Below are 23177 nucleotides of genomic sequence, written 5' to 3'. Positions count from 1 at the left end.
GCTCCCTCAGAATGCGGGTCGGTCAAATCCTGATTGCCGCGCACGGCAAGGCGTTCAACAGTCGCCCTCCCGCTGCGTCCCACACCGCCATGCTCCGCTGTACCTCTGTCCGCGCCCGCGGCTTCACGTTGCTCGAACTGCTTGTCGTCATGGTCATCATTGGCCTGCTGGCGGGGTATGTCGGTCCCAAGTTCTTCGGCCAGATCGGCAAGAGCGAGGTCAAGGCCGCCAAGGCACAGATCGACGCGCTGCAGAAGTCGCTGGACCAGTACCGCCTCGACGTGGGCCGCTACCCGAGCACCGAGCAGGGCCTGGCCGTGCTGGTGACCAAGCCGGCCGACGAGCCCAAGTGGGCCGGCCCCTACCTCTCCAAGGCCGTGCCCAAGGACCCCTGGGGCAACGACTACCAATACCGCTCGCCGGGTGAGCATGGCGAGTACGACTTGCTGTCGTTCGGCAAGGATGGTCGCCCTGGCGGCGAGGGTGAGGACGCCGACCTCACCAGCTGGTGATGGCGATCTTCCATACGCGCGTGTTGCGCGCTGGCGCTGTCAGCAGCGAGCGCGTGGAGGCGCCCGACCGCGCGGCCGTCGCCGCGGTGCTGGGCGTGGCACCACAGCATGTGCTGGAGGCGCGCGAGGTCTCGGTGGCCGAGCGCGCGAAGCCCTGGCGCCGCAACGCACGCTTCCCGCTGCAGCTGTTCAGCCAGGAACTTGCCGTGCTGCTGGACGCCGGCATCGCGCTGCTGGAGGCGCTGAACACGCTGCGCGAGAAGGAAGGCCAGCCTGGCGTACGCGCGGCGCTGGACAGCGTCATCGCACAGATCGAGCAGGGCCAGCCGCTGTCCGTGGCGCTGCGCCAGCAGCCGCAGGCCTTCGATGAACTCATCTGCGCCATCGTCGCGGCCAACGAGCGCACGGGTCAGCTGTCCACCGCGCTGGCTCAGCATGCGCGCTACCTCGCGTGGGTGGACGCGTTGCGCTCGCGGCTCGTCGCGGCGCTGGTCTATCCGCTGATGCTGCTGGGTGTGGGCTCGGCGGTCATCCTGTTCCTGCTGCTCTACGTGCTGCCGCGCTTCGCCGGCATCCTGGAGCAGACCAGCGCCGACCTGCCGTGGGCGTCGCGCGTGCTCATCGAGTTCGGCCAGACGGCCGGTGCGCATCCGGGCCTCGTCATCGGCGGCATTGCGGCCGTGGGCTTCGCCATCTTCGCGCTGCTGCGCCAGCCGGCCGTGCGGCTGCGCCTGCAGGCCGCGCTGTGGACGCTGCCGGGCCTGGGCCCGCGGCTGCGCGTGCTGGCGCTGGCGCGGCTGTACCGATCGCTGGCCATGCTGCTGGCCTCGGGCGTGCCGGCGTTGGCGGCGTTGAAGATCGTCGTGGACGTGGTGGCCGCGCCGTGGCGCGCCGCCGTGCAGGCCGCCGCCGCGCAGATCGAGCGCGGCGAGCGGCTGTCCGCCGCGTTCGATGCACAGGACCTGGCCACGCCGGTCGCACGCCGCATGCTGCGCGTGGGCGAGCGCAGCGGCGAGGTCGCGACGATGCTGGAGCGCGCCGCCGCCTTCCACGACGAGGAGGCCGCGCGGCTGACCGACCTGCTGTCGCGCCTCGTGAACCCGGCGCTGATGCTCATCATGGGCGTGCTGATCGGCGGCATCATCGTGTTGATGTACCTGCCGATTTTTCAGCTGGTGGAGCAGGTGCAATGAGCACGTCGCTGAATGACTGGCTGCCGGCCGAGCAAGGCCCCTGGCACCTCGACTTCGAGCAATGGCCGCAGGCCCAGGCGCAGCGCTGGCGCGCCGTGCTGGCCGTCGGCGCCAACGACAAACGCGTGCTGCTGGCCGAGCGCGACGAGGACGCGATGCTGCTGCAGAGCGTCGAGTCGCGGCTCAATGCGCCGGTGGGCTGGCAACGCGCGTCGGCCGAGGCGGTGACGCATTTCCTCGGTGCCGGCGAGGCGGACTTCCGCGCGCTGTCCGACGTCGAAGAAGCGCTGACCGCCGTCGAGGACCACACCGAGGAGTTGTCCGCGCTCGCGCTCAGCGAGCAGGCCAGCCCCGTCGTGCGGCTGCTGAACGCGACGATCTACGACGCGCTGCAGGACACGGCCTCCGACATCCACATCGAATGCACGGCGCGCGGCGCGGTGATCCGCTTCCGCGTCGACGGCGTCATGGCCCTGGTGCGCCAGGTCGAGAGCCCGCAGGTCGCCGAGCAGCTGGTGTCGCGCCTCAAGGTCATGGCCGAGCTGGACATCGGCGAGCGCCGGCTGCCGCAGGACGGCCGCTTCAAGCTGCGCGTGCAGGGCCGCGAGATCGACTTCCGCCTCAGCGTGATGCCCAGCGTGTTCGGCGAGGACGCGGTGATCCGCATCCTCGACCGCGCCGCCATCGCCCGTGCCGGCACGCTGACGCTGGACGCGCTGGGCTTCGACGACGAGGAGCGCGCCGCCATCCGCCACCAGGCACGCCAGCCGCACGGCATGCTGCTTGTCACCGGCCCGACCGGTTCCGGCAAGACGACGACGCTGTACGCGACGCTGGCCGAGATCCACACCGGCGCCGACAAGATCATCACCATCGAAGACCCGGTCGAGTACCAGCTCAGCGGCGTCGTGCAGATTCCCGTCAACGAGAAGAAGGGCCTGACCTTCTCGCGCGGCCTGCGCTCCATCCTGCGCCACGACCCCGACCGCGTCATGGTCGGCGAGATCCGCGACGCCGAGACCGCGCAGATCGCGGTGCAAGCCGCGCTGACGGGTCACCTCGTCTTCAGCACCGTGCACGCGAACAACGCGTTCGACGTCATCGGCCGCTTCATGCACATGGGGCTGGACCTCTACAACGTCGTCTCCGCGCTGAACGCGGTGCTGGCGCAGCGGCTTGTGCGGCTGACGTGCAAGCACTGCGCCAAGCCGTTCGCGCCGGACGCCGCCACACTCGCCCGGCATGGTGTCGCCGAGGGCCGGTTCATGAAGGGCGAGGGCTGCGGCCACTGCCGCGGCACCGGCTACAAGGGCCGGCGCGCGGTGGCCGAGTTGCTCAAGCTCGACGACGGCCTGCGTGACCTGATCGCGGCACGGGCGCCGATGTCCGAGATCAAGGCCGCGGCCAAGGCGCGCGGCATGAAGTCGTTGCGCGAGATGGCGCTGGCCGCCGTCTGCCGCGGCGACACCACATTCGAGGAGCTGGAACGTGTCACGCTCGATGAGTGATTCGTTGGCTCAGCGCCTGCGCCGGCAGCTGAACGCGCGCCTCGCCAAGCCGCGGCGCGTGTTCGTCACGCCCGGCGGCGACGAGTTCACCGCCTGGTGCCGCGACATGCCCGGCACGGCCGTCGAGGTCATCGTCTCGGCCCGCGCGCTGCACGAGCTGGTCGCCGAGCCCGGCCTGCCGCTGGCCGACCTGGACGCCGTGCAGGCCTACGCGCAGCAGCAGTTCGCCCACTACTTCGGCGCCAGCGCACAGCGCTTCGCGATCGCGCCGTGGCAGCAGGGCGAGGCCTGCGGTGCGTCGGCCCTGCACGGGCTGGACCTGGCCGCGCTGCGCGCGCAGGCGGACGCCGCGCAGGTGCGCATCGCCGCCGTGCGCCCGGCCTGGGCGGCGTGGCTGGCGTCGCTGCCGGCCGCCGCGCGCGCGGGCTCCGGCAGGGCGGTCTGGCATGAAGGCGACGTGGCGGTCATCGTCACGCTGGACCACGGCCGCGTGACGGGCCTGCAGTCGCGCCGCATCAACACGCTGGCCGAACTGGGCGGCGACGCACCGCTGGCCGTCGGCACGCCCGACAGCGACTTCCTTCCGCAGCCTGGCCCCGTCACACCGCAGCCCGATTTCCTGCCGCGCTCCGCTCGCTCGCCCATCGCCTGGCCGCTGGCCGCGACCGGCGCGCTGGTGCTGGCCACGGCCGCGTGGAGCGCCGTCGAGAGCCACCGCGCGCTGGACGTCGCGCAGGCCGCGCGTGACCGCGTCGCCGCGTTGCGCCCGGCCGCCGCGCCGAAGCCGGCCGCCGCGCGCCGCGCCGAGCCCGCCGAGAACCGCGCGGCCTTTGAGGCCCGGGCCTTGCTGGCCATGCCCTGGGAGCCGCTGCTGACGCGGGTCGAGACCGCCGGTGCCGACGCCAAGTCCATCGCCTGGCTGGGCCTGGACGCCAGCGCCGGCCGCGGCGAACTGCGGCTGGAAGGGCTGACGCCCGACAAGTTGCTGGCGCTGCAGCTGGCCGAGCAGCTGGGTACGACGCCGGGCTGGCGCCAGGTCGTGCTGTCGCGCTTCTCGGCCGCCGAGACCGGCCTCGTGGGCCAGCGCTTCGAGATCAACGCCCGCGTTCCGACGGGAGGAGGCTCGTGATGCATCGCCTCGTCAAGTCGCTCGGCTGGCCCGGCCTCGCCGGCGTGGCCGCGCTGGTGCTGGCCGCGGTCGCCATCGTGCTGGGCCAGCGCTGGGACGCGCAGGCGGCCGCGCTGCAGGCCGAGGCCCACGCGCTGCGTGCCAAGGCCCGGCCTGCGACCGCGACGGTGGCGCCCGTCAGCGTGCAGCAGTGGCAGGCCGCGCTGCCGGCCGCGGGCGAACGCCAGCAGCGCCTGGCCGACCTGCTGGAGCTGAGCATCCGCCTCGAACTCAACGGTGCGCGCACCGAGCACCGCCTGTCCACCACCGAGGGCCTGGAGCGGCTGCGCGTGACGATGCCCGTCACCGGCAGCTACGCGCAGGTGCGCCGCCTCATCTCCGCCGCGCTGGCGCACGACCCGGCGCTCAGCCTGGACTCGATCAAGCTGCGCCGCGTCAGCCCGATGAGCACCGACGTGGACGCCGAGCTGCAGTGGTCGCTGCACGGGAGGGCGCCATGAAGTCGCGTCAGTTGGCGTTGGGGGGCGCGCTGGCCGTGACGCTGGCGGCGACGGCCTGGGTCGCCACGCGGCCCGAGGAAGACGCGGCGGCCCCTGCCGTTGCGGCGCTGCCCACGCGCAAGCCTGCCGCGTCGGCGCCTGAGGCGCCCAAGCCCGTGGTGGCCGCCGACGAACGTCAGCCCTGGGCCGAGGCCGGCCCGGCCCAGCTCTCCGCGTGGCAACCGCCACCGCCCCCACCGCCGCCGCCCGCGCCGCCGCCCGTGGTTGCCGCCCCGCCGCCGCCGATGGCGCCGCCGCTGCCCTACCAGATGATCGGCCGCGTCGTCGAAGGCGACGGCGCCCAGGCCGTCGAGGTCGCGCTGCTGGCCGGCCCGAACAAGGCGCTCAGCGTCAGGCGCGGCGATGTCATCGACGGCCAGTGGCGCGTCGAGCAGGTATCGACCAGCGGCATCAGCCTGACCTGGCTGCCGGCCAAGCTTCCCCAGAACATCGTTTTCAAGGCTGTGCCATGAAGCAGCTCCTGCTCCTCCTCGTCAGCGCCGCAATGCTGACGGCCTGCGCCAACCCGGCGCTGCGCGAAGCCGAAGACCTCGGCCGCAGCAACCAGTGGCCCGCCGCGCTGCGCGTGCTGGACGACGCGCTCGCCAAGGACCCGAATGACCCTCAGCTGCGCGTCGCCCAGGCGCGGGCGCGCGAGCAGGCCACGCAGCGACTCATCCTGCAGATCGAGGCGCTGCGCGGCGCCGGCCGCTGGGACGAGGCCCAGGCGTTGCTGAGCCAGCTGGCGCTGGCCGATGCCAAGCACCCGCGCCTGGCCGCGCTGACGGTGGACATCGACCGCGGCCGCCGCCACGAGGCGCAGCTGGTCATCGGCCGTACCGCGTTGAAGGAGGGGCGGCTTGAGCGCGCCGAAGCGGTGGCGCGCGAGATCCTGGCCGAGTCGCCCCAGCACCCCGGCGCGCGGCTGCTGGCCAGCCAGGTCGCCCAGGCCCGGCCGCTGGAGTCGGCCGTGGGCGAGCTGGGCCCGAACTTCCAGAAGCCCGTGACGCTGGAGTTCCGCGACGCGCCGCTGCGCCAGGTCTTCGAGGCGCTGGCGCGCAGCAGCGGCGTCAACTTCGTGTTCGACAAGGACGTGCGAGCCGACGCCCGCGTGACCGTCTTCCTGCGCGGCGTGACGCTGGACGAGGCCATGCGCGTCATCCTCGGCACGCAGCAGCTGGACCGCAAGCTGCTCAACGAGAGTTCGGTGCTGGTCTTCCCGAACACGCCGGCCAAGCAGCGCGAGCACCAGGAGCTCATCACCCGCACGCTCTACCTGACGAACGCCGACGTGAAGCAGGTGCAGGCCATGGTGCGCACCATCGCCAAGGTGCGCGACGTGTACATCGACGAGCGCCTCAACCTGCTCGTCGTGCGTGACACGCCCGAGGTCGTGCGGCTGGTGGAGAAGCTCATCGCGTCCGTGGACCTGCCCGAGCCCGAGGTCATGCTGGAGGTGGAGGTCATGGAGCTGGCCTCCGACCAGGTCGACGCGCTGGGTCTGAAGTGGCCCGACACCATCAGCTACGGCCTGCCGTCGGCCGACGGCACGACCCTCGCTTCGGGCCAGGTCTTCCTGAACCAGCGCGGCCAGTTCCGCGCGGCCGTGGCCAACCCCGCCGTCGTCGCGACGCTGCTGGGCACCGGAGGCGACTCCAAGACGCTGGCCAACCCCAAGATCCGCGTGCGCAACCACGACAAGGCCAAGGTCCACATCGGCCAGAAGCTGCCCATCTTCACGACGACGACCAACTTCACCGGCTCCACGTCGGTGGCCGCGTCGGTCAGCTACCAGGACATCGGCCTGAAGCTCGACGTCGAGCCCTCCATCCAGCTCGACAACGACGTCGTCATCAAGATCGGCCTGGAGGTCAGCAACGTCGTCAGCCAGGCCACCGGCCCCGGCGGCACGACGGCCTACGTGATCGGCACGCGCAACACCTCCACCGTGCTGCGCCTGGCCGACGGCGAGACGCAGGTGCTGGCCGGCCTCATCAACGACGAGGACCGCAAGGCCGCGTCCGGCATCCCGGGCCTGTCGCGCCTGCCGGTGCTGGGCCGGCTGTTCGGCACGCAGACCGACACGCGCAACAAGACCGAGGTGGTGCTGCTCATCACGCCGCGCGTCGTGCGCAACCTGGCCGTGCCCGACGCGTCGCTGACGCGCCTGGCCAGCGGCACCGACGCCAGCCCCGGTGCCTTCTCCAGCCTGCTGCGCCGCGAGGCCAAGGTCGGCGTGGGGCCGAGCAGCGGTGGCGTCGGTGCCGTGTCGACGGTGGCGCCCTCGCCGGCGCCGGCCGTGCCCGCGGAGGCCACGCTCAAGCTCGACGTCACGCCGCAGATTCCCGCCGGCGGCACGGTCTCCGTCGCGCTGAAGAACGACAGCGGCCTGTCGGTGAAGGGCGATCTGGAATACGACGCCACGCGCCTCGTGCCGGCCCAGACGCCACCCGGCGCGACGCCGGGCCGCTACCCCATCGAGATCCCGCCGCGCGGCGACCGCGTCGTCGTGCTGCGCGCACTGCCGCCGGCGGCCGGCCAGGTGCTCAACATCGGCCTCAGCGGGCTGGTGGCGAGCGGCGTGAACGGCGAGTCGGCGCCGGTGCGCATCGACGGCACGGGGCTGCTCACCGTGGATGCCGCAAAGTAATCCATGCGCTCCCGGGGCTTCACGCTGATCGAGATGCTGGTCGTGCTGGCCATGCTGGGCGTGCTCGCGGCCGCCGCGCGGCCGCTGCTGGAGCTCTCGGTGCAGCGCAGCCGTGAACACGAGCTGCGCCAGGCCCTGCGCACGCTGCGCGAGGCCATCGATGCCTACAAGAAGGCCGTCGAGGCCGGCAGCATCACGCAGGGAGCTGACGACAGCGGCTACCCGCCCAAGCTGCAGGCGCTGGTGGACGGCGTGCCCGACGCCAAGGCGCCCAATGGCCGCAAGCTTTACTTCCTGCGCCGCCTGCCGCGCGATCCGTTCGCGCCGGCCGACCAGCCGGCCGCCGAGACCTGGGGCCTGCGCGCCTACGACAGCGCGCCGGACGAGCCGCGGCCGGGCAAGGACGTGTTCGACGTGTTCTCGCAGTCCGAGCGCAAGGCGCTGGACGGTTCGAAGTTGAAGGACTGGTGAAATGATGTCGGCCCCTCGTCTGCGAGTACGCAGCCGGCCCCCCGAGGGGGCGCGAGCCGGCCTTGGGGCGGCCCGGCGCCCGGCTCGCCAGTCCCGCGGCTTCACCCTGATCGAGCTCATCGTCGTCATGGCCATCGTGGCGCTGCTGGCGTCCATCGCCGCGCCGCGCTACTTCAACTCGCTGCAGAAGAGCCGCGAGACCGCGATGCTGCAGTCGCTGACGACGATGCGCGACGCCATCGACCAGTACGCCGCCGACAAGGGCCGCTACCCCGACTCGCTGCAGGAGCTGGCCACGGCGCGCTACATCCGCGAGGTGCCCGAGGACCCGCTCACCGCCAGCCGCGAAACCTGGGTGGAGGTACCGCCGCCGTCCGACATGCAGGCCAACGGCCGCGTCTGGGACGTGCGCAGCGGCGCGGCCGGCCGCTCGGCCGATGGCAGGCTGTATGCCGACTGGTGACGTCCCACGGCGCCAGCGGGGCTTCAGCTACCTCGCCGTCCTCTTCCTCGTTGCGCTGACCGCCGCGGGCCTGGCGGCGCTGGGCCAGGCCTGGAGCACGGCGGCGCAGCGCGAGAAGGAACGCGAGCTGGAGTTCCGCGGCGGCGAGATCGCCCGCGCCATCGCGTCCTATGCCAAGGCCACGCCCAACCCGCCGCAGCAATACCCCAAGCGGCTGGAAGACCTGCTGGAGGACCGGCGCAGCTTCAAGCCCCGCCACCATCTGCGCCGGCTCTACGTCGACCCCTTCACCGGCGCGGCCGACTGGGTGCTGATGCCGGACCCCGGCCAGCCGGACGCGTTCGGCGCGGTACGCAGCCGCTCCGAGCAGGCGCTGCTGCGCCAGGTCGCCGCCGACGGCTCGGCCGTGCACAAGGCCAGGGACCTGATCTTCTCGGCCCGCGCCGTGGGCGCCACCGCGGCCGCCTCCGCACCGGCAGATGCGGCGTCCGCCGCCTCCTCGCCCGCACTTGCTGCGTCGATTCCTACGGGTCCGTAACACATATTTCTTTACTCAAGGTGCTGGATTGCAGCAACTTGGCGTAGACCCTGTCCCCCATATCGAGGACCGGGCAACTGTGGATTCGGTCACGGAAATCCGTCCAACAGAATCGGCTTCCCCGCAGGCCTCGCCTGCGCAGGGAGCCCGCCTTTTTTCAACCCCTTGGCGGGCCGCGTGGTCGCCCACCAGGCGCCACGTCCTGCACTGCAAGATCAACCTGGCAAAGAAAGAGGGTATTTGAATGAAGAAGGTCCTGACCTCGCTGGCGCTGGCTGTTTCAGCGCTGACCCTGTCGGTGGGAGCCCAGGCGGGCGTGCTGCGCGCCGTCATCGATTTCGAGTCGCCGATGGACACGGCCGGTGCGCCGTTCCTGCCCTACCTGACGCACAACGACATCTTTCTGCAGCCGGGCCTCGATGGGCATGACGTCTTCATCAACCCGTTCTCCAACTCGCCGCTGGCCCAGGCCGGCGACCTGGTGGGCGAAATCATCGCCGGCGCGGGCTCCGGCTCCTGCGCCGGCATTGCATGCCCGGTCAATGACAGCACCAACTTCCTGAACATCTACAACGACGGCGTGCTGGCCTTCGGCAGCCTGGACGGCTTCCGCTTCTCGGTGAAGAGCTTCAAGGCCTCCTTCGTCGGCAACGGCGACCCGACCTTCGCCGTGCCGGCCGCGCTGCGCCTGCGTGGCGTGTCCAACGGCGTGACCACCGACTTCCTGGCCTGGCTCAACGGCCCCGACGCCAGCGGCAACCTGAACTTCTCGACCTACGTGACCGACAGCACCTTTGCTGCCAAGGAGTTCGACTACGTGCTGGCCTACGGCTTCGCCTGCACGACGGGCAGCGGCACTGGCTGCACGGCGTTCGGCTCCGACCGCGCGCAGTTCGCCCTCGACGACATCGTCATCGAACACGTGCCCGAGCCGGCCAGCCTGGCCCTGCTCGCTGCGGCCGGCCTGGCCGCCGTGGGTGCCCGCCGCCGCCGTTCGGTCTGACCCCCTTCCTCACTCGAAAGGACCTTCGATGAAGATGACCCTCAAGCCCGCCGCACTGGCGGCGCTGGTTCTGCTGTCCGGCGTGGCCACGAGCTCGCTGGCCCAGAGCCGCAAGACCTACATCGTCCAACTCAAGGACGAACCCGCTGCCTCCTACCAGGGCACGGTCTCCGGCTACGCCGCCACGCAGCCCGCGCCCGGCGAATCCTTCCAGACCAGTTCGGCCCGCGTGCAGGCCTACCTCGGCTACCTGAACCAGAAGCAGGGCGAGGTGCTGTCGCTGGTCGACCGCAGCCAGGTGCTGGCCACCTATGACACGGTCTTCAACGGCTTCTCCGCCCGCCTGACCGAGGCCGAGGCGGTGGCGCTGCGCAACAACGCCAACGTGGTCGACCTGTTCGAGGACACGCCGCGCCAGCTCGACACCATCTCCACCAGCAAGTTCCTGGGCCTGAGCCTGCCGGGCGGCCTGTGGTCGCAGAGCATCGGCGGCAGCGCGATCAAGGGCGAGAACCTCGTCATCGGCGTCGTCGACGGTGGCATCTGGCCCGAGAACCCGGCCTTCTTCGACAAGGTCGACGGCAGCGGTGTACCCAGCAGCAGCGGCACGCTGGCCTACGGTCCGGCGCCAGCCAGCTTCACGGGCGGCTGCACGCCTGGCGAAGGCATCACGGCCGCAAGCTGCAACAACAAGCTGGTCGGCATCAAGTACTTCAAGGCCGGCTTCGACGCCACCGGCAACACGCTGCACTGGACCGACTTCGTCTCCGGCCGCGACTCCGTCGCCGGCCCGGTGGGCCACGGCAGCCACGGCGACCACACCGCCTCCACGGCCGCCGGCAACAGCGGCCCGACGGCCATCGTCTCCGGCCTCGCGCTGGGCCAGGCCACCGGCATGGCGCCGCGCGCCCGCATCGCCGCCTACAAGGTCTGCTGGACCTGGGTGAACCCCGACGCCACCGACGGCACCGGCAGCCAGAACAACTGCTGGCCGACCGACTCCGTCGCCGCTATCGACGCGGCCGTCAAGGACGGCGTCAACGTCATCAACTACTCCATCAGCGGCTCGCAGACCGGCGTCAACGATCCGGTCGAGCAGGCCTTCTACCGCGCGGCGCTGGCCAACGTCTTCGTCGCCGCGTCCGCCGGCAACAGCGGCCCCGGCCAGGCCGTGGCCCACCTGAGCCCCTGGCTCAGCACCATCGCCGCGTCCTCGCACGACCGCACCTTCAACGGCGACGTGACGCTGGGCAACGCCGCCAAGTACACCGGCGCGTCCATGACGCCCACCGGCGTGCCGACCTCGACGCCCATGATCAACGCCAGCGAAGCCGGTCTGGCGGGCGCCAACGCCACCAGCCTGCGCCTGTGCTTCACCGCCGGCGACAACGGCGGCCTGGCGGTGCTGGACCCGGCCAAGGTGGCCGGCAAGATCGTCGTCTGCGACCGCGGTACCAATGCGCGCGTCAACAAGAGCGCGGCCGTGGCGGCCGCCGGCGGCGTCGGCATGGTGCTGGTGGACAACAACGCCGGCCTGGTTGCCGAGCCGCATGCGGTGCCCACCGTTCACGTGACGGCCGTCGACGGCGCCGCGATCAAGGCCTACGCCGCGGGCGGGGCCGGCAGCTCGGTCATCAGCCCGTTCTACATCGGCTCCACGCCCAACGCGCCCATCATGGCGGGCTTCTCGTCGCGCGGCCCGAACGCCGGCGACGCCAACCAGCTCAAGCCCGACATCACCGCCCCCGGCGTGGACATCATTGCGCAGGGCACGCCCGACATCACGAACGCCCAGCGCGATCAGGTCGCTGCCAACACGCTGGTGCCGCCGCCCGCCTGGACGACGCTGTCCGGCACGTCCATGTCCAGCCCGCACGTGGCCGGCGTCGCGCTGCTGCTGCGCCAGGCCCACCCGACCTGGTCGCCCGCCGCGATCAAGTCGGCGCTGATGACCACCGCGTTCCCGACGCTGAACGACGGCCTCACCGGGGCCCAGAATGGCCGCCTGCCCTGGGGCCAGGGTGCCGGCCACATCGCGCCCCAGAAGGCGACCGACCCCGGCCTGGTCTATGACGCGGGCAAGGCCGACTGGGTCAAGTACCAGTGCAAGGTCAACCGCTCCGCTGTCACCACCACCGACTGCAACACCTACGGCACGCTGGACGAGACCTACAACCTCAACCTCCCGTCCATCACCGCCGGGTCGATCTACTCCAACGGCACGACCATCACCCGCCGCGTGACCAATGTGGGCAGCACGAGCGCCACCTACACGGCCGTGGCCAGCGTTCCGAACTTCACGACCGTCGTGTCGCCCGCGTCGCTGACGCTGGCGGTCGGCGAGACGAAGTCGTTCACCGTCAAGCTGACGCCCACGGCCGCCGCCGTCACCAACACCTGGTACTTCGGCGACCTGACCTGGAGCGACAACGGCGGCCACGTCGTGCACAGCCCGGTGCAGGCCCGTGTCGGCGTGCCGATCAGCGCGCCGGCCGCGCAGAGTGCGCTGACGCCATCCGGTTCGCGCACCTTCTCGCTGAAGACCGGCATCGCCGGCCGCATCACGGCGCGCAAGGGCGGCATGAAGGACGTGACGATGTCGCCGGCAGCCACGCTGACGGCCGGCGGGCTGGGTTCGACGGCACTCGCGGCGATCTGCCGCGCCGGCGTCGACACGGCCAGCGTCAAGGTCTACAACTTCGACGTGCCGGCCGGCGCCATCGTCGCCCGCTTCGCGCTGCGCCAGCAGGACACCAGCGGCCCGCAGGACGACAACGACCTGCTGGTGCTGTCGCCCAGCGATGTGGCCAGCTACTCCGGCGCCGAGGGCACCAACGAGGCCGTGCAGTACAACAACCCGGCCGCCGGCACCTACCGCGTCTGCGTGACCGCCTATGGCGGCGGTGCATCCAGCCAGATGACGCATGCGCTGTCGAGCTGGATCGTTACCCCCAGCGACACCGGCGGCAGCTTCAACGTGTTGGTGCCGAGCCAGGTCTATGCCGGCAGCAGCGCGACGGTGGGCATGAGCTGGTCGGGCCTGCTCAGCGGCCATCGCTATGTCGGTGGCGTGCAGTGGCTGGACCCGAACGGCGCCGTGCAGGCGGCCACCGTGCTGCGCGTCGAACCCGGTGCGCCCGTCCTCAGCGAGGCGCTGGACACCGCGCCGCGCAAGGTCGCGACGTCCGAGTAAGCCGCTTCGCCGCCGGCCCGTTGCGGGCTGGTGCATCCAGGCCGCACGCCGCGAGGCATGCGGCCTTTTTTCTTTGCGCTCAGCGGGCGGCGGGTGTCGTCGCGAGCTGGCAGTGCCCGGCCACGCAGACCGCGCCGGGGTCGGCCGTCATCGCGCAGTTGGAGCGCAGGCCGCTGGCCTCGACCTCGCGGCGGTGCGCGGCGGCCTGGGCGGCGGCCAGCGCCTTCAGTGCCTCGCCGTCGGTGTCCTTCGTCGACCAGGCCCAGTACCCGGCCGGCCCGCCGCAGGCCTTGGCGCCGACCGGCACGGTGCGGCATTGCGCGTCGCTGCTGCAGGCGGCCGGGCCGATCAGCGAGCGCAGCTCGCGGCCCAGCCGCGCGGACTCGGGCTCCGTGGCCGCGGCAGGCGGTGGTGGTGTCTGCGCGCAACTGGCGAGGGCGATGCCGGCAAGGGCGAAGGCGAGGAGGCGAGGCAGGTTCATGGCGTCATCGTGGGCCTGCGTGGCCCGGTTGGCAACCACTACGATGCGTCGATGCGTGTCTGGCCCCTCCTGCTGCTGAGCCTGGCTGCCGCCGCGCCGGCGGCGCCAGCGCTCGACGACTGCGCTGTCGATGCCGAGGCGGCACAGCATGCGCTGAACACGCTGCGCGCCAGCAGCCACGTCTGCGGTGACCGCCGCTGGCCCGCCGCGCCGCCGCTGCGCTGGCATGCGGCGCTGGGCGAGGCGTCGCGGCGCTACGCCGTTGAACTGGCCACGCTGGATCGGCTCAACCACATCGGCGCCGACGGCGCCACGCTGCGCACGCGGCTGCACGAGGCCGGCTACGTGATGCGCGTATCGGGCGAGAACCTCGCTGGCGGCCCCGAGACGCTGGACGAGGCGCTGGCCCAGTGGCTGGCCAGCCCGACGCACTGCGAGAACCTGATGACGGCCGAGTTCGAGGACTTCGGCCTGGCCTGTGTCACCGGCCCCGGCAAGTTGCAGCGTTACTGGGTGCTGCAGATGGCCGCGTCGGCCGGGCGGCGTCCTAGATCCAGCCCAGATCAATCGCCCTGAGCACCGCCTGCGTGCGGTCGCGCACGCCCATCTTGGAGAAGATGGCCGAGCAGTGGTTCTTGATGACGCCCTCGCTGTTGCCCAGCAGGCTGGCGATCTCGGTGTTGCTGCGGCCGCTGGCGACGAGGCGCAGCACCTGCAGCTCCTTCGGCGATAACGGGTCCGGATGGTCGGCCGCCGTGAAGGCGCGTTCGCCGCCCTTGGCCTCCATGCGGGTGGTGAGCGACGGCCGCAGCGCGGTGCCGCCGGCGTGCACGTCACGCAGCGCCTGCACAAGCGTGTCGGGGCTGATGGCCTTCAGCAGAAAGCCCTTGGCGCCGGCGCGTGCGGCTTCGTCGAAGGCCGAGGTGTCGTCGAAGGTCGTCAGCAGGATGACCGGCAGGCGCAGCGCCCGCGCGGCCAGCGCGCGGATCAGACCCAGGCCGTCCAGGCGTGGCATGCGCATGTCGGACAGGATCACGTCGGGCATGGCCTCGGACGAAGCCGCGCCCAGCCATTCCAGCGCCTCGGCGCCGTCGTTGGCTTCGCCGACGACCTGCAGGTCGTCGTGCAGCGCGAGCAGCCCCTTGAGGCCTTCGCGCACCAGTTGCTGGTCCTCGACCAGCAGGATCTTGATCACACCCATCGCGGACATCTCAGTTCGATTCGGAACCCAGGGCCGGTGCGCGTCACGCGCATCTGCCCGCCCAGTTCGGTCATGCGCTCGGTCATGCCGGAGAGGCCATTGCCGGATCGGCCCTCGTGCCAGCCCGGCGCGCCCCGCCCATCATCGTCGATGCTAACGGCGACTTCATTCCCGTCGCCGCGCAGCTCGACCTGCACGCGGCGCGCGCCGGCGTGGCGCACGCTGTTGGTCACGCCCTCCTGCACGCAGCGTAGCAGCGCGTGCGCCGTGCGCGGCCCCAGGTCGCGCGCGGCCTCGTCCACGGCCAGCTCGATGCGCGTGCTGGCGATGCCCTCGGCCAGCGCCTGCAGCGCGGCAGACAGGTCGATGCGCTGTGAGCTGCGCTGCTGCGAGACGGACTCGCGCACGTCGGCCAGCAGTTGCGAGGCGACGCCCTGGGCACGGTCCAGCGCCTGCGTCGCGCCGCCGGCGTCGGCCCGCGCCAGCAGCGCGCCGCCCAGCTGCAGCTGCAGGTTCAGCGCCGTCAGGTGGTGGCCCATCAGGTCGTGCAGCTCGCGGGCGATCTGCATGCGTTCGTTGTAGCGCATCTGCTCGGCCAGCAGGTGCTCGCCGGACAACTGCTCGGCCAGCAGCGCCTGCAGCCAGCGGCGCTTCTCGGCCTCGGCCGCCGCCATGCGGCCCAGGCCGAAGGCCAGACCGTGCAGCGCCAGCATCGACGACAGCATGCCGAACTGGTCCAGCCATGCGGTGGTGGACGCGTAGACGTAGATGCCGGTGTTCAGCAGCACCTGGGCCGCCGCGAAGCCCAGCGCCAGCCGCGCCGGCAGCACGACGGCGGCCATTGCGGTGACGAGGAAGGGCAGGCCCGGTGTCACGCCGAAGGCCAGCAGGTCTACTAGCAGCAGCCAGGCCATGCGGCGGTTGACGGTGGCGACCGACAGCCCCTGGCGCGCCAACCGCCACATCAGCGCAACGAATGCGAGCAGCAGCGCGACGCAGATCAGCAGCAGCGCGCGGTCGTTGGCGTCGCCGCCGAACTGCAGCCAGACCCAGGCGACGAGGCCGTCATAGGGCTCGGTGCGGGCGCCCAGCAGCGCCGAGCCGGCGCTGACCAGCTCCATCGCGCAGACCACCAGCGCCGCCAGCCGCAGCACGACGCCGGGCTCGGCCAACCTTGCCAGAAGCCGGTCGAATCGGGTCATTCGGCGATGGCCTGAGCGATGACACCGCCGCCGAGGCAGATGTCACCGTCGTAGACCACGGCGCTCTGGCCCGGCGTGACGGCCCACTGCGGGTCGGGGAAGCGCAGCGTCAGCCGGCCCGCCGCGTCGAAGGCCACGCTGCACGGCGCATCGGCCTGGCGGTAGCGCGTCTTGGCCGCCGCGGTGCCGACGGCCGGCGGCCGGCCGGCGATCCAGCTGAGGTCGTCGGCGACGAGGGCCGGGCTCAGCAGCAGCGGATGGTCATGGCCCTGCACGGCGATCAACGTGTTGTTCGGGATGTCTTTCGCCGCGACGAACCAGGGCTCGTGCTCGCCACCCCCGCGCGGTGTGCCCTTCTCCTTCACGCCGCCGATGCCCAGGCCCTGGCGTTGGCCCAGCGTGTAGAAGGACAGGCCCACGTGCTCGCCGAGCTTGCGGCCGCGCTCGTCCTTGATGGGGCCGGGCTTGTGGGAGAGGTACTTGTTCAGGAACTCGCGGAACGGCCGCTCGCCGATGAAGCAGATGCCGGTCGAGTCCTTCTTCTTCGCATTCGGCAGACCGATCTCGGCGGCGATGCGGCGCACCTCGGTCTTGGGCAGGTGGCCCACCGGGAACATCGCCTTGCTCATCTGCGCCTGCGAGAGGCGGTGCAAAAAGTAGCTCTGGTCCTTCAGCGGGTCCAGCCCCTTCAGCAGCTGGAACTCGCCGCCGACTTCGCGGACGCGGGCGTAATGTCCCGTCGCGATCTTCTCGGCGCCGAGGCGCATCGCGTGGTCCAGGAAGGCCTTGAACTTGATCTCGGCATTGCACAGCACGTCGGGGTTGGGCGTGCGGCCGGCCTGGTACTCGCGCAGGAAGCTCTCGAAGACGCGGTCCTTGTACTCGGCCGCGAAGTTGACGTGCTCGATCTCGATGCCCAGCACGTCGGCGACGGATGCGGCATCCAGGAAGTCCTGGCGCGTCGAGCAGTACTCGTCGTCGTCGTCGTCTTCCCAGTTCTTCATGAAGATGCCGATAACCTCGTGGCCTTCTTGCTTCAGCAAGTGAGCCGTCACGGCCGAGTCCACGCCGCCGGACAGGCCGACGACGACGCGGTGTTTCTTATTGGGACACATGGCCCGATTGTCCCAAACGCCTCTTCAGCCTGCGGCGAACAGGCTTTCGGCGCGCTGGTACTTCACCCAGCTCGTCGCGATGTACTTGTCGCTGCCCTGGGGCCGGTTGCCGCGGTGCGTGTGCGTGAAGCCGCCCGGCGCGATCAGCAGGCTGCCGGTGCGCGGCACGATCTTGCGGCCCTGGTAGAGGAACTCGGTCTCGCCCTCGGCAAAGTCATCGTTCAGGTAGATCGTCCACAGCACGGCGCGGTGCAGCGCCTCGCCCTGGTCCAGCTTGGGGTATTGCTCGCAGTGCCAGTAGGGGTAGCCGCCCTGGTCGGCCAGGTAGCGCTGCAGGTTGATGGCGCCGGGGCGGAAGACCTTGGCGACCAGGCCCATCAGCGCGTCGTCCGGCAGCGTGGCGACGGTGTCGGCGTCGAGCAGCGCCGTCGTGCCGTCGGGGCGGTTCATCTGCAGCTTCAGCGGCGCCAGCGCCAGGTGGGCGTAGCGGCGCAGGTACTGCTTGAAGCCCTGGATGACGGCGTCGTTGAGCAGCGCGCAGGCGTCCGCCCACTCGGGATGGCGGCTGATGGCGATGTCCCAGCTGTCCTTCATGCTGACGTCCACGCCGCTTCCGGTCTCGCCGCGCTGCACGCGCTGGCTGGCGTTGAAGCGCTCGATCAGTGCGCGGCAGGCGTCGGCGCTCAGGACGCCGTCGTAGACCTCGATGAAGTCGTTCATCGCGTCAGCCCTTTCGCGGCGGCGACTGCAGTGACGCATGCGCGAACACCGCGTCCAGCGGCAGCCGCCGTCCCGTCGCGTGGTCGCGCACGCATTGCAGCACCAGCGGGCTGCGGTGGCGGTCCTCGCAGGCGGCCAGCTCGGTCTCGGTCATCCACAGCGTGCGGCGGATGCCCCGGTCCAGCACGCGGCCGGCGATCTCCTCGCCCACGTAACCGCTGAATGCGAGCCGCACGTAGGTGACATCCTCTAATCGCGCCGGGCGCACGAACCTGGCGAGGTAGACGCCGAGGAAATGCTCCGGCACGAAGGCGCGCGCCGTCTCTTCCAGTGCCTCGCGCACGACGGCCTCGATCGGGCCCTCGCCCTGTTCCAGGTGGCCCGCCGGGTTGTTCAGCCTCAGGCCCTCGGGTGTCTCTTCTTCGACCAGGAGGTAGTGGTCTTCCCGGGCAATCACCGCGGCGACAGTGACACTGGGACGGAACCGGTCTGTGGCAACCATGTTTCTTTCTCGCGAATTCCCGCTCCGGGGCGACCCGGGCATTGTGTAAGCTGCCGCGCACCCCCCGCCCCCGAGAGGAGCTTCCATGCAGATCGGCGTCCCGCGCGAACGCGCGGCCGGAGAGACACGGGTGGCCGTCACGCCCGAGACGGCCAAGAAACTCAAGGCCGCCGGCCACGTGCTGCGCATCGAGAGCGGTGCCGGCATCGCGGCCAGCGTCACCGACGCGGCCTACGAGGCCGTGGGCTGCGAGATCGTCGACCAGGCCGCGGCGCTGGGCAGCGAACTCGTGTTGAAGGTGCGCGCCCCCGGTGCCGACGAACTGGCGCTGATGAAGCCCGGCACGGCGCTTGTCGGCATGCTGAATCCCTTCGACCGCGATGGCCTGAACGCGCTGGCCGCGGCCGGGTTGATCAGCTTCGCGCTCGAAGCCGCGCCGCGCACGACGCGCGCGCAGAGCATGGACGTGCTGAGCAGCCAGGCCAACATTGCCGGCTACAAGGCCGTGATGATCGCGGCAGACCGCTACCAGCGCTTCTTCCCGATGCTGATGACGGCGGCTGGCACCGTGAAGGCGGCGCGAGTCGTCATCCTGGGCGTCGGCGTCGCGGGCCTGCAGGCCATCGCAACGGCCAAGCGGCTGGGTGCGGTCATCGAGGCCAGCGACGTGCGGCCCTCGGTGAAGGAGCAGGTCGAGTCGCTGGGCGCCAAGTTCATCGACGTGCCCTACGAGACCGCCGAGGAGAAGGAAGCGGCCGAGGGCGTGGGCGGCTACGCGAGGCCCATGCCGCAGAGCTGGCTGGACCGGCAGAAGGCCGAGGTGGCCAAGCGCGTGGCGGCGGCGGACATCGTCATCACGACGGCGCTGATCCCCGGCCGCGCGGCGCCGGTGCTGGTCACCGAGGAGATGGTGAAGAGCATGAAGCCCGGCTCGGTCATCGTCGATATCGCCGCACCGGCTGGCGGCAACTGCCCGCTGACCGAGGCGGGCAAGACGGTCACCAAGCACGGCGTCGTCATCGTCGGCGAGACCAACCTGCCGGCGCTCGTCGCGGCCGATGCGTCGGCGCTGTACGCGCGCAACGTGCTGGACTTCCTCAAGCTCGTCATCACGAAGGAGGGCACGTTCACCGTGCCGCTGGATGACGACATCGTCGCGGCCTGCCGCGTCACACAAGACGGCCAAGTCACGAGGGCATGACCATGGAACTGGTTGATCACACCATCATCAATCTCATCATCTTCGTGCTGGCCATCTACGTGGGCTACCACGTCGTCTGGACGGTGACGCCGGCGCTGCACACGCCGCTGATGGCCGTCACGAACGCGATCTCGGCCATCGTCATCGTCGGCGCCATGCTGGCCGCGGCGCTGACGGAGACACCGTTCGCCAAGGGCATGGGCGTGCTGGCCGTGGCACTCGCCGCGGTCAACATCTTCGGCGGCTTCCTCGTCACGCGGCGGATGCTGGAGATGTTCAAGAAGAAGGACAAACCGGCGGCCAGGAAGGAGGGCAAGTGATGAAGCAAGCAGCCAAATCGGGCCTGAGGGCCCTCGCGTGGGTGTGGCTGGTGGGTGAGACCTCGCTGATCGGCGCCTTCGCGGCGGCGACGGCGGGCATCGCCGCCGGCCCCGCTGCCGGCGTGGCGGCCGCGGCAGCCGTGATGATGGTCTGGTGCCTGGCCATCAAGCGCAGCAGCTTCGTCAAGCTGCTGAAGAGCGATGCCCTGGGAGGTCGGGCATGAGCATGAATCTCGTCACGCTGCTGTACCTGATCGCCAGCGTCTGCTTCATCCAGTCGCTGAAGGGCCTGTCGCACCCGACGACGTCCATCCGCGGCAACCTCTTCGGCATGGTGGGCATGACCATCGCCGTGTTCACGACGGCGGCGCTCATCGCCAAGATCGCCGGCTCGGGCGCGGGCCTGGTCTGGGTGCTGCTGGGCCTGGTCGTCGGCGGGGGCTTCGGTGCCTGGAAGGCCAAGACGGTCGAGATGACCAAGATGCCTGAGCTGGTGGCCTTCTTCCACAGCATGATCGGCCTGGCGGCCGTGGCCATCGCGGTGGCGGCCGTGGCCGAGCCGGTGGCCTTCGGCATCTCGCAGAAGGTCGTGCTGGCCCAGGTGCTGAGCGCCGCCAACGGCTTCGTGCCCGTCGACCAGGTGGGGCAATCGCCCATCCCCGGCGGCAACCGCATCGAGCTGGCGCTGGGTGCGTTCATCGGCGCGGTCACGTTCACCGGGTCGGTCATCGCGTGGGGCAAGCTGTCGGGCGGCAGCAAGTTCCGCCTGTTCCAGGGCGCACCGGTGGTCTTCAAGGGCCAGCATGCGCTGAACGCAGTGCTGGGCCTCGCGGCCGTCTTCTTCGTGTTCGGCTTCTGGCATTCGCAGTCCCCCATCGACTTCGCGCTGGTCGTCGCGCTGGGCTTCGTGCTGGGCGTGACGCTGATCATCCCGATCGGCGGCGCCGACATGCCGGTGGTCGTGTCGATGCTCAACAGCTACTCGGGCTGGGCCGCGGCGGGCATCGGCTTCTCGCTGAACAACGCGATGCTGATCATCGCCGGCTCACTGGTGGGCAGCTCGGGCGCGATCCTCAGCTACATCATGTGCAAGGCAATGAACCGCTCGTTCTTCAATGTGATCCTGGGCGGGTTCGGTGGAGACGCCGGCGGCCCGGGGGCCGGCGCGGCGCAGCAGCGCAACGTGAAGAGCGGCAGCGCCGATGACGCGGCCTTCGTGCTCGGCAATGCCGAAAGCGTCGTCATCGTGCCGGGCTACGGCCTGGCCGTGGCCCGCGCACAGCACGCCGTGAAGGAGCTGGCCGCCAAGCTCACCGAGAAGGGCATTACCGTCAAGTACGCCATCCACCCGGTGGCCGGCCGCATGCCGGGCCACATGAACGTGCTGCTGGCCGAGGCCGAGGTGCCGTACGACCAGGTGTTCGAGATGGAGGACATCAACGGCGAGTTCGGCCAGGCCGACGTGGCCATCATCCTCGGCGCCAACGACGTCGTGAACCCGGCCGCGCACGTGAAGGGCAGCCCCATCTACGGCATGCCCATCCTGGAGGCCTACAAGGCCAAGACCATCATCGTCAACAAGCGCTCCATGGCCGCGGGCTACGCGGGCCTGGACAACGAGCTCTTCTACCTGGACAAGACGATGATGGTCTTCGGCGACGCGAAGAAGGTGGTCGAGGACATGTTGAAGGCAGTCGAGTAAGTCTGTATTTCATGTACAGACTGGTTGAAGTGAAAAATATCTCCTGAAATTACCGTAGGTGTGGTACCGTTCGACGCATGGATGTTCCATGCGCCGCCCTTTTCGATCTGGTCGAGGTCTCTTCCGGCCACACCCTTCGCCCGGGTCAGCTCTGGGCTCAGGGTGCCAATGTGCGGACGGTGCAGGCTGTCGACCTGGATGAGCGCAGGTCGCTCGCGTGCACGCTGGCGCTGCCGCCGGCGCTGATCCAGGGGCGGTCCTCGTCCAATCTGCTGCGCGGGGGGGACATCCTGCTGCGTACCCGCGGCGGCAGCAATCAAGCCGTTCTCATCACCGAAGCGCTGACGCCGACCGTGGCCGTCAGCCCTTTGCTTGTCCTGCGCGTGAGAGACGGGGTTGAGCTGGCCCCGCAATACTTGCACTGGCTTCTCAATTCGCCGGCCATGCAGGAGCAGCTGGACCGTGAGGCCAGGGGCACCACCATCCGCATGATCAGTGCTGCCTCGGTGAGGCAGTTGTCCGTTCCGGTGCCGCCGCTGGCGCGCCAGGTGCAAATCGCCCGGCTCGCCATGTTGGCGATGCAGGAGGAGGAGCTGACTCGCCAGCTGCAAGCGCAGCGGCACCAGTTCCTCGAACAGGTTCTGTGGCATTCCGCCCAGAACGCCGGCGGCATCCCGCCGCCCGGCGAAAAGGCGAAGGCCCTGGGAGGTTCCAGCTCCCAAGGCCTTCTTGATCGCAACTGACCTCTGCAAGGAAGCAAATATGACGATCCAGATCGGATCTTATGCGTTTGATGGCCCGCACCCGAATGCCGGGCAACTGGCGGCGCGCTCCGGCGTCTACGCCATCCTGGGGCGGCACGCGCCCGGCGCCACTTGGCTGGTGCTGGACATCGGCGAGTCGCAGGACGTCCGCGGCCGCATCGACAGCCATGACCGCCGCCCGCAATGGCGGCGCCAAGGCATGCCCGAGTTGGCCTGCGCCGCCTGGTATTGCGCCGAGCCCGACCGCATGCGCATCGAGCAGCAGCTGCGTGCGCAGTTCAACCCGCCCTGTGGCGACCGCTGAGGAGCTGCCATGTCCCAGCATTTCAACCACAGCCCCATCGTGCAGGGCGGTGCGGGCAACTTCATCCAGTTCGTCGGTGTCGAGTCGGGCGAGGGCAAGCCGTTGGCGCAGTGTTCGGTTGCCGAGTTGCAGCAGGAGTGCCGCCACCGCCAGCGCCTGCTCGACGAGGAACTGTCGCGCATGCGCTGGCTGCTCATCCGCTTGCAGTTCTGGGCGCTGACGGGCGGTGGTGCCACACACCTCAGCAGCCAGTGGCTGGGCTGGCCCCACGGCCTCACGCTCGCGCTGGCAGCGCTGGGCGTGGGCCTGCCGCTGGCCCTGCTCTACGGCATCAGCCAGCGCGGTGAATCCGCCTTCGCCCAGCGCCAGCGCGCCACGCTGCGCGAGATCCACTTCCTGCTGCGCGAGAAACCCTCGCACTAGCCCCAGCCGGCCCGCGACCGCCGCGTCGCGGGTCTCAGGAGAC

General features: G+C 70.5%; 26 protein-coding genes. 20 read left to right on the top strand and 6 right to left on the bottom strand.

All coding sequences use genetic code 11. The features are described 5' to 3' along the window. Positions 1-89 precede the first annotated feature (89 nt). The 12 genes from gspG to ACG04R_RS01360 all read left to right on the top strand — a co-directional run bounded on the left by gspG (position 90) and on the right by ACG04R_RS01360 (position 13199). Positions 90-512 (top strand): type II secretion system major pseudopilin GspG, encoded by a 423-nt coding sequence (gene gspG, locus ACG04R_RS01415; RefSeq protein ID WP_394405838.1) that lies wholly within the window; start codon positions 90-92, stop codon positions 510-512. Then, complete coding sequence (locus ACG04R_RS01410; protein WP_394405836.1) at positions 512-1705, top strand: type II secretion system F family protein; 1194 nt, start codon at positions 512-514, stop codon at positions 1703-1705. Before gspG ends, ACG04R_RS01410 begins: the two co-directional genes overlap by 1 nt. Further along, complete coding sequence (locus ACG04R_RS01405) at positions 1702-3213, top strand: GspE/PulE family protein (RefSeq protein WP_394405834.1); 1512 nt, start codon at positions 1702-1704, stop codon at positions 3211-3213. Before ACG04R_RS01410 ends, ACG04R_RS01405 begins: the two co-directional genes overlap by 4 nt. Beyond that, positions 3206-4342 carry a hypothetical protein gene (locus ACG04R_RS01400; RefSeq protein WP_394405832.1) on the top strand — a complete coding sequence of 379 codons (1137 nt, stop codon included), beginning with the start codon at positions 3206-3208 and terminating at the stop codon, positions 4340-4342. The genes ACG04R_RS01405 and ACG04R_RS01400 overlap by 8 nt, the downstream gene beginning before the upstream one ends. Further along, positions 4342-4842 carry a GspMb/PilO family protein gene (locus tag ACG04R_RS01395; RefSeq protein ID WP_394405830.1) on the top strand — a complete coding sequence of 167 codons (501 nt, stop codon included), beginning with the start codon at positions 4342-4344 and terminating at the stop codon, positions 4840-4842. The genes ACG04R_RS01400 and ACG04R_RS01395 overlap by 1 nt, the downstream gene beginning before the upstream one ends. Beyond that, positions 4839-5354 (top strand): hypothetical protein, encoded by a 516-nt coding sequence (locus tag ACG04R_RS01390; protein ID WP_394405828.1) that lies wholly within the window; start codon positions 4839-4841, stop codon positions 5352-5354. Before ACG04R_RS01395 ends, ACG04R_RS01390 begins: the two co-directional genes overlap by 4 nt. Next, complete coding sequence (locus tag ACG04R_RS01385; RefSeq protein ID WP_394405826.1) at positions 5351-7531, top strand: secretin N-terminal domain-containing protein; 2181 nt, start codon at positions 5351-5353, stop codon at positions 7529-7531. Before ACG04R_RS01390 ends, ACG04R_RS01385 begins: the two co-directional genes overlap by 4 nt. 3 nt (positions 7532-7534) lie before the next feature. Next, the gene (locus ACG04R_RS01380; protein WP_394405825.1) at positions 7535-8002 is read left to right on the top strand and encodes a type II secretion system protein; all 468 of its coding nucleotides are present in this window, start codon (positions 7535-7537) and stop codon (positions 8000-8002) included. Position 8003: 1 nt separating this feature from the next. Beyond that, entirely contained in the window at positions 8004-8465 is a 462-nt protein-coding gene (locus ACG04R_RS01375) for a type II secretion system protein (RefSeq protein WP_394405823.1), read from the top strand. Next, a complete protein-coding gene (locus tag ACG04R_RS01370; RefSeq protein ID WP_394405821.1) occupies positions 8452-9003 on the top strand; it encodes a type II secretion system protein in 552 nt (183 codons plus the stop codon). The genes ACG04R_RS01375 and ACG04R_RS01370 overlap by 14 nt, the downstream gene beginning before the upstream one ends. A 244-nt stretch (positions 9004-9247) precedes the next feature. Continuing rightward, positions 9248-10006: an NF038120 family PEP-CTERM protein gene (locus ACG04R_RS01365; protein WP_394405819.1), complete on the top strand. Its 759-nt coding sequence runs from the start codon at positions 9248-9250 to the stop codon at positions 10004-10006. A 28-nt stretch (positions 10007-10034) separates the two neighbouring features. Beyond that, complete coding sequence (locus ACG04R_RS01360; protein WP_394405817.1) at positions 10035-13199, top strand: S8 family serine peptidase; 3165 nt, start codon at positions 10035-10037, stop codon at positions 13197-13199. A 79-nt stretch (positions 13200-13278) separates the two neighbouring features. Here the strand turns inward: ACG04R_RS01360 and ACG04R_RS01355 are convergent, their stop codons facing one another. Next, positions 13279-13680, bottom strand: a complete 402-nt coding sequence (locus ACG04R_RS01355) for a hypothetical protein (protein ID WP_394405815.1) — start codon at positions 13678-13680, stop codon at positions 13279-13281. 51 nt (positions 13681-13731) lie between these two features. Between ACG04R_RS01355 and ACG04R_RS01350 the strand changes: the two genes are divergently transcribed. Beyond that, the gene (locus tag ACG04R_RS01350) at positions 13732-14256 is read left to right on the top strand and encodes a CAP domain-containing protein (RefSeq protein ID WP_394405814.1); all 525 of its coding nucleotides are present in this window, start codon (positions 13732-13734) and stop codon (positions 14254-14256) included. On the opposite strand, the gene ACG04R_RS01345 is transcribed toward ACG04R_RS01350, so the two are convergent. Genes ACG04R_RS01345 through ACG04R_RS01325 form a run of 5 tightly spaced genes read right to left on the bottom strand, consistent with a single transcriptional unit; the run spans position 14228 to position 18420 of the window. Then, positions 14228-14890, bottom strand: coding sequence for a response regulator transcription factor (locus ACG04R_RS01345; RefSeq protein WP_394405812.1), 663 nt, complete (start codon positions 14888-14890; stop codon positions 14228-14230). The genes ACG04R_RS01350 and ACG04R_RS01345 overlap by 29 nt on opposite strands. After that, a complete protein-coding gene (locus ACG04R_RS01340) occupies positions 14872-16083 on the bottom strand; it encodes a sensor histidine kinase (protein ID WP_394405810.1) in 1212 nt (403 codons plus the stop codon). The genes ACG04R_RS01345 and ACG04R_RS01340 overlap by 19 nt, the downstream gene beginning before the upstream one ends. Next, positions 16080-17198 (bottom strand): tRNA 2-thiouridine(34) synthase MnmA, encoded by a 1119-nt coding sequence (mnmA, locus tag ACG04R_RS01335; RefSeq protein ID WP_394405808.1) that lies wholly within the window; start codon positions 17196-17198, stop codon positions 16080-16082. Before mnmA ends, ACG04R_RS01340 begins: the two co-directional genes overlap by 4 nt. A gap of 24 nt (positions 17199-17222) precedes the next feature. Beyond that, on the bottom strand, positions 17223-17918 hold the full coding sequence (locus ACG04R_RS01330) for a 2OG-Fe(II) oxygenase (RefSeq protein ID WP_394405806.1): 696 nt from the start codon (positions 17916-17918) through the stop codon (positions 17223-17225). Positions 17919-17922: 4 nt separating this feature from the next. Then, complete coding sequence (locus ACG04R_RS01325; protein WP_394405804.1) at positions 17923-18420, bottom strand: NUDIX domain-containing protein; 498 nt, start codon at positions 18418-18420, stop codon at positions 17923-17925. An 85-nt stretch (positions 18421-18505) separates the two neighbouring features. On the opposite strand from ACG04R_RS01325, the gene ACG04R_RS01320 reads away from it, so the two are divergent. The 7 genes from ACG04R_RS01320 to ACG04R_RS01290 all read left to right on the top strand — a co-directional run bounded on the left by ACG04R_RS01320 (position 18506) and on the right by ACG04R_RS01290 (position 23134). Further along, positions 18506-19621, top strand: coding sequence for a Re/Si-specific NAD(P)(+) transhydrogenase subunit alpha (locus tag ACG04R_RS01320; RefSeq protein ID WP_394405802.1), 1116 nt, complete (start codon positions 18506-18508; stop codon positions 19619-19621). A gap of 2 nt (positions 19622-19623) precedes the next feature. Further along, a complete protein-coding gene (locus ACG04R_RS01315; protein ID WP_394405799.1) occupies positions 19624-19941 on the top strand; it encodes an NAD(P) transhydrogenase subunit alpha part 2 in 318 nt (105 codons plus the stop codon). Continuing rightward, the gene (locus tag ACG04R_RS01310; RefSeq protein WP_394405796.1) at positions 19941-20165 is read left to right on the top strand and encodes a hypothetical protein; all 225 of its coding nucleotides are present in this window, start codon (positions 19941-19943) and stop codon (positions 20163-20165) included. Before ACG04R_RS01315 ends, ACG04R_RS01310 begins: the two co-directional genes overlap by 1 nt. Further along, on the top strand, positions 20162-21643 hold the full coding sequence (locus tag ACG04R_RS01305) for an NAD(P)(+) transhydrogenase (Re/Si-specific) subunit beta (protein ID WP_394405794.1): 1482 nt from the start codon (positions 20162-20164) through the stop codon (positions 21641-21643). Before ACG04R_RS01310 ends, ACG04R_RS01305 begins: the two co-directional genes overlap by 4 nt. A gap of 77 nt (positions 21644-21720) precedes the next feature. Next, positions 21721-22386: a restriction endonuclease subunit S gene (locus tag ACG04R_RS01300; protein ID WP_394405792.1), complete on the top strand. Its 666-nt coding sequence runs from the start codon at positions 21721-21723 to the stop codon at positions 22384-22386. A 19-nt stretch (positions 22387-22405) separates the two neighbouring features. Continuing rightward, positions 22406-22711 carry a hypothetical protein gene (locus ACG04R_RS01295; RefSeq protein WP_394405790.1) on the top strand — a complete coding sequence of 102 codons (306 nt, stop codon included), beginning with the start codon at positions 22406-22408 and terminating at the stop codon, positions 22709-22711. Between the two features lie 9 nt (positions 22712-22720). Then, a complete protein-coding gene (locus ACG04R_RS01290) occupies positions 22721-23134 on the top strand; it encodes a hypothetical protein (protein ID WP_394405788.1) in 414 nt (137 codons plus the stop codon). Positions 23135-23177 lie beyond the last annotated feature (43 nt).

Source organism: Pelomonas candidula (genome assembly GCF_043555985.1).
Classification (GTDB): Bacteria; Pseudomonadota; Gammaproteobacteria; order Burkholderiales; family Burkholderiaceae_C; genus Pelomonas; species Pelomonas candidula.
The sequence above is the reverse complement of the archived record's forward strand: the minus strand, read 5'-3'. Positions and strand labels throughout refer to the sequence as shown.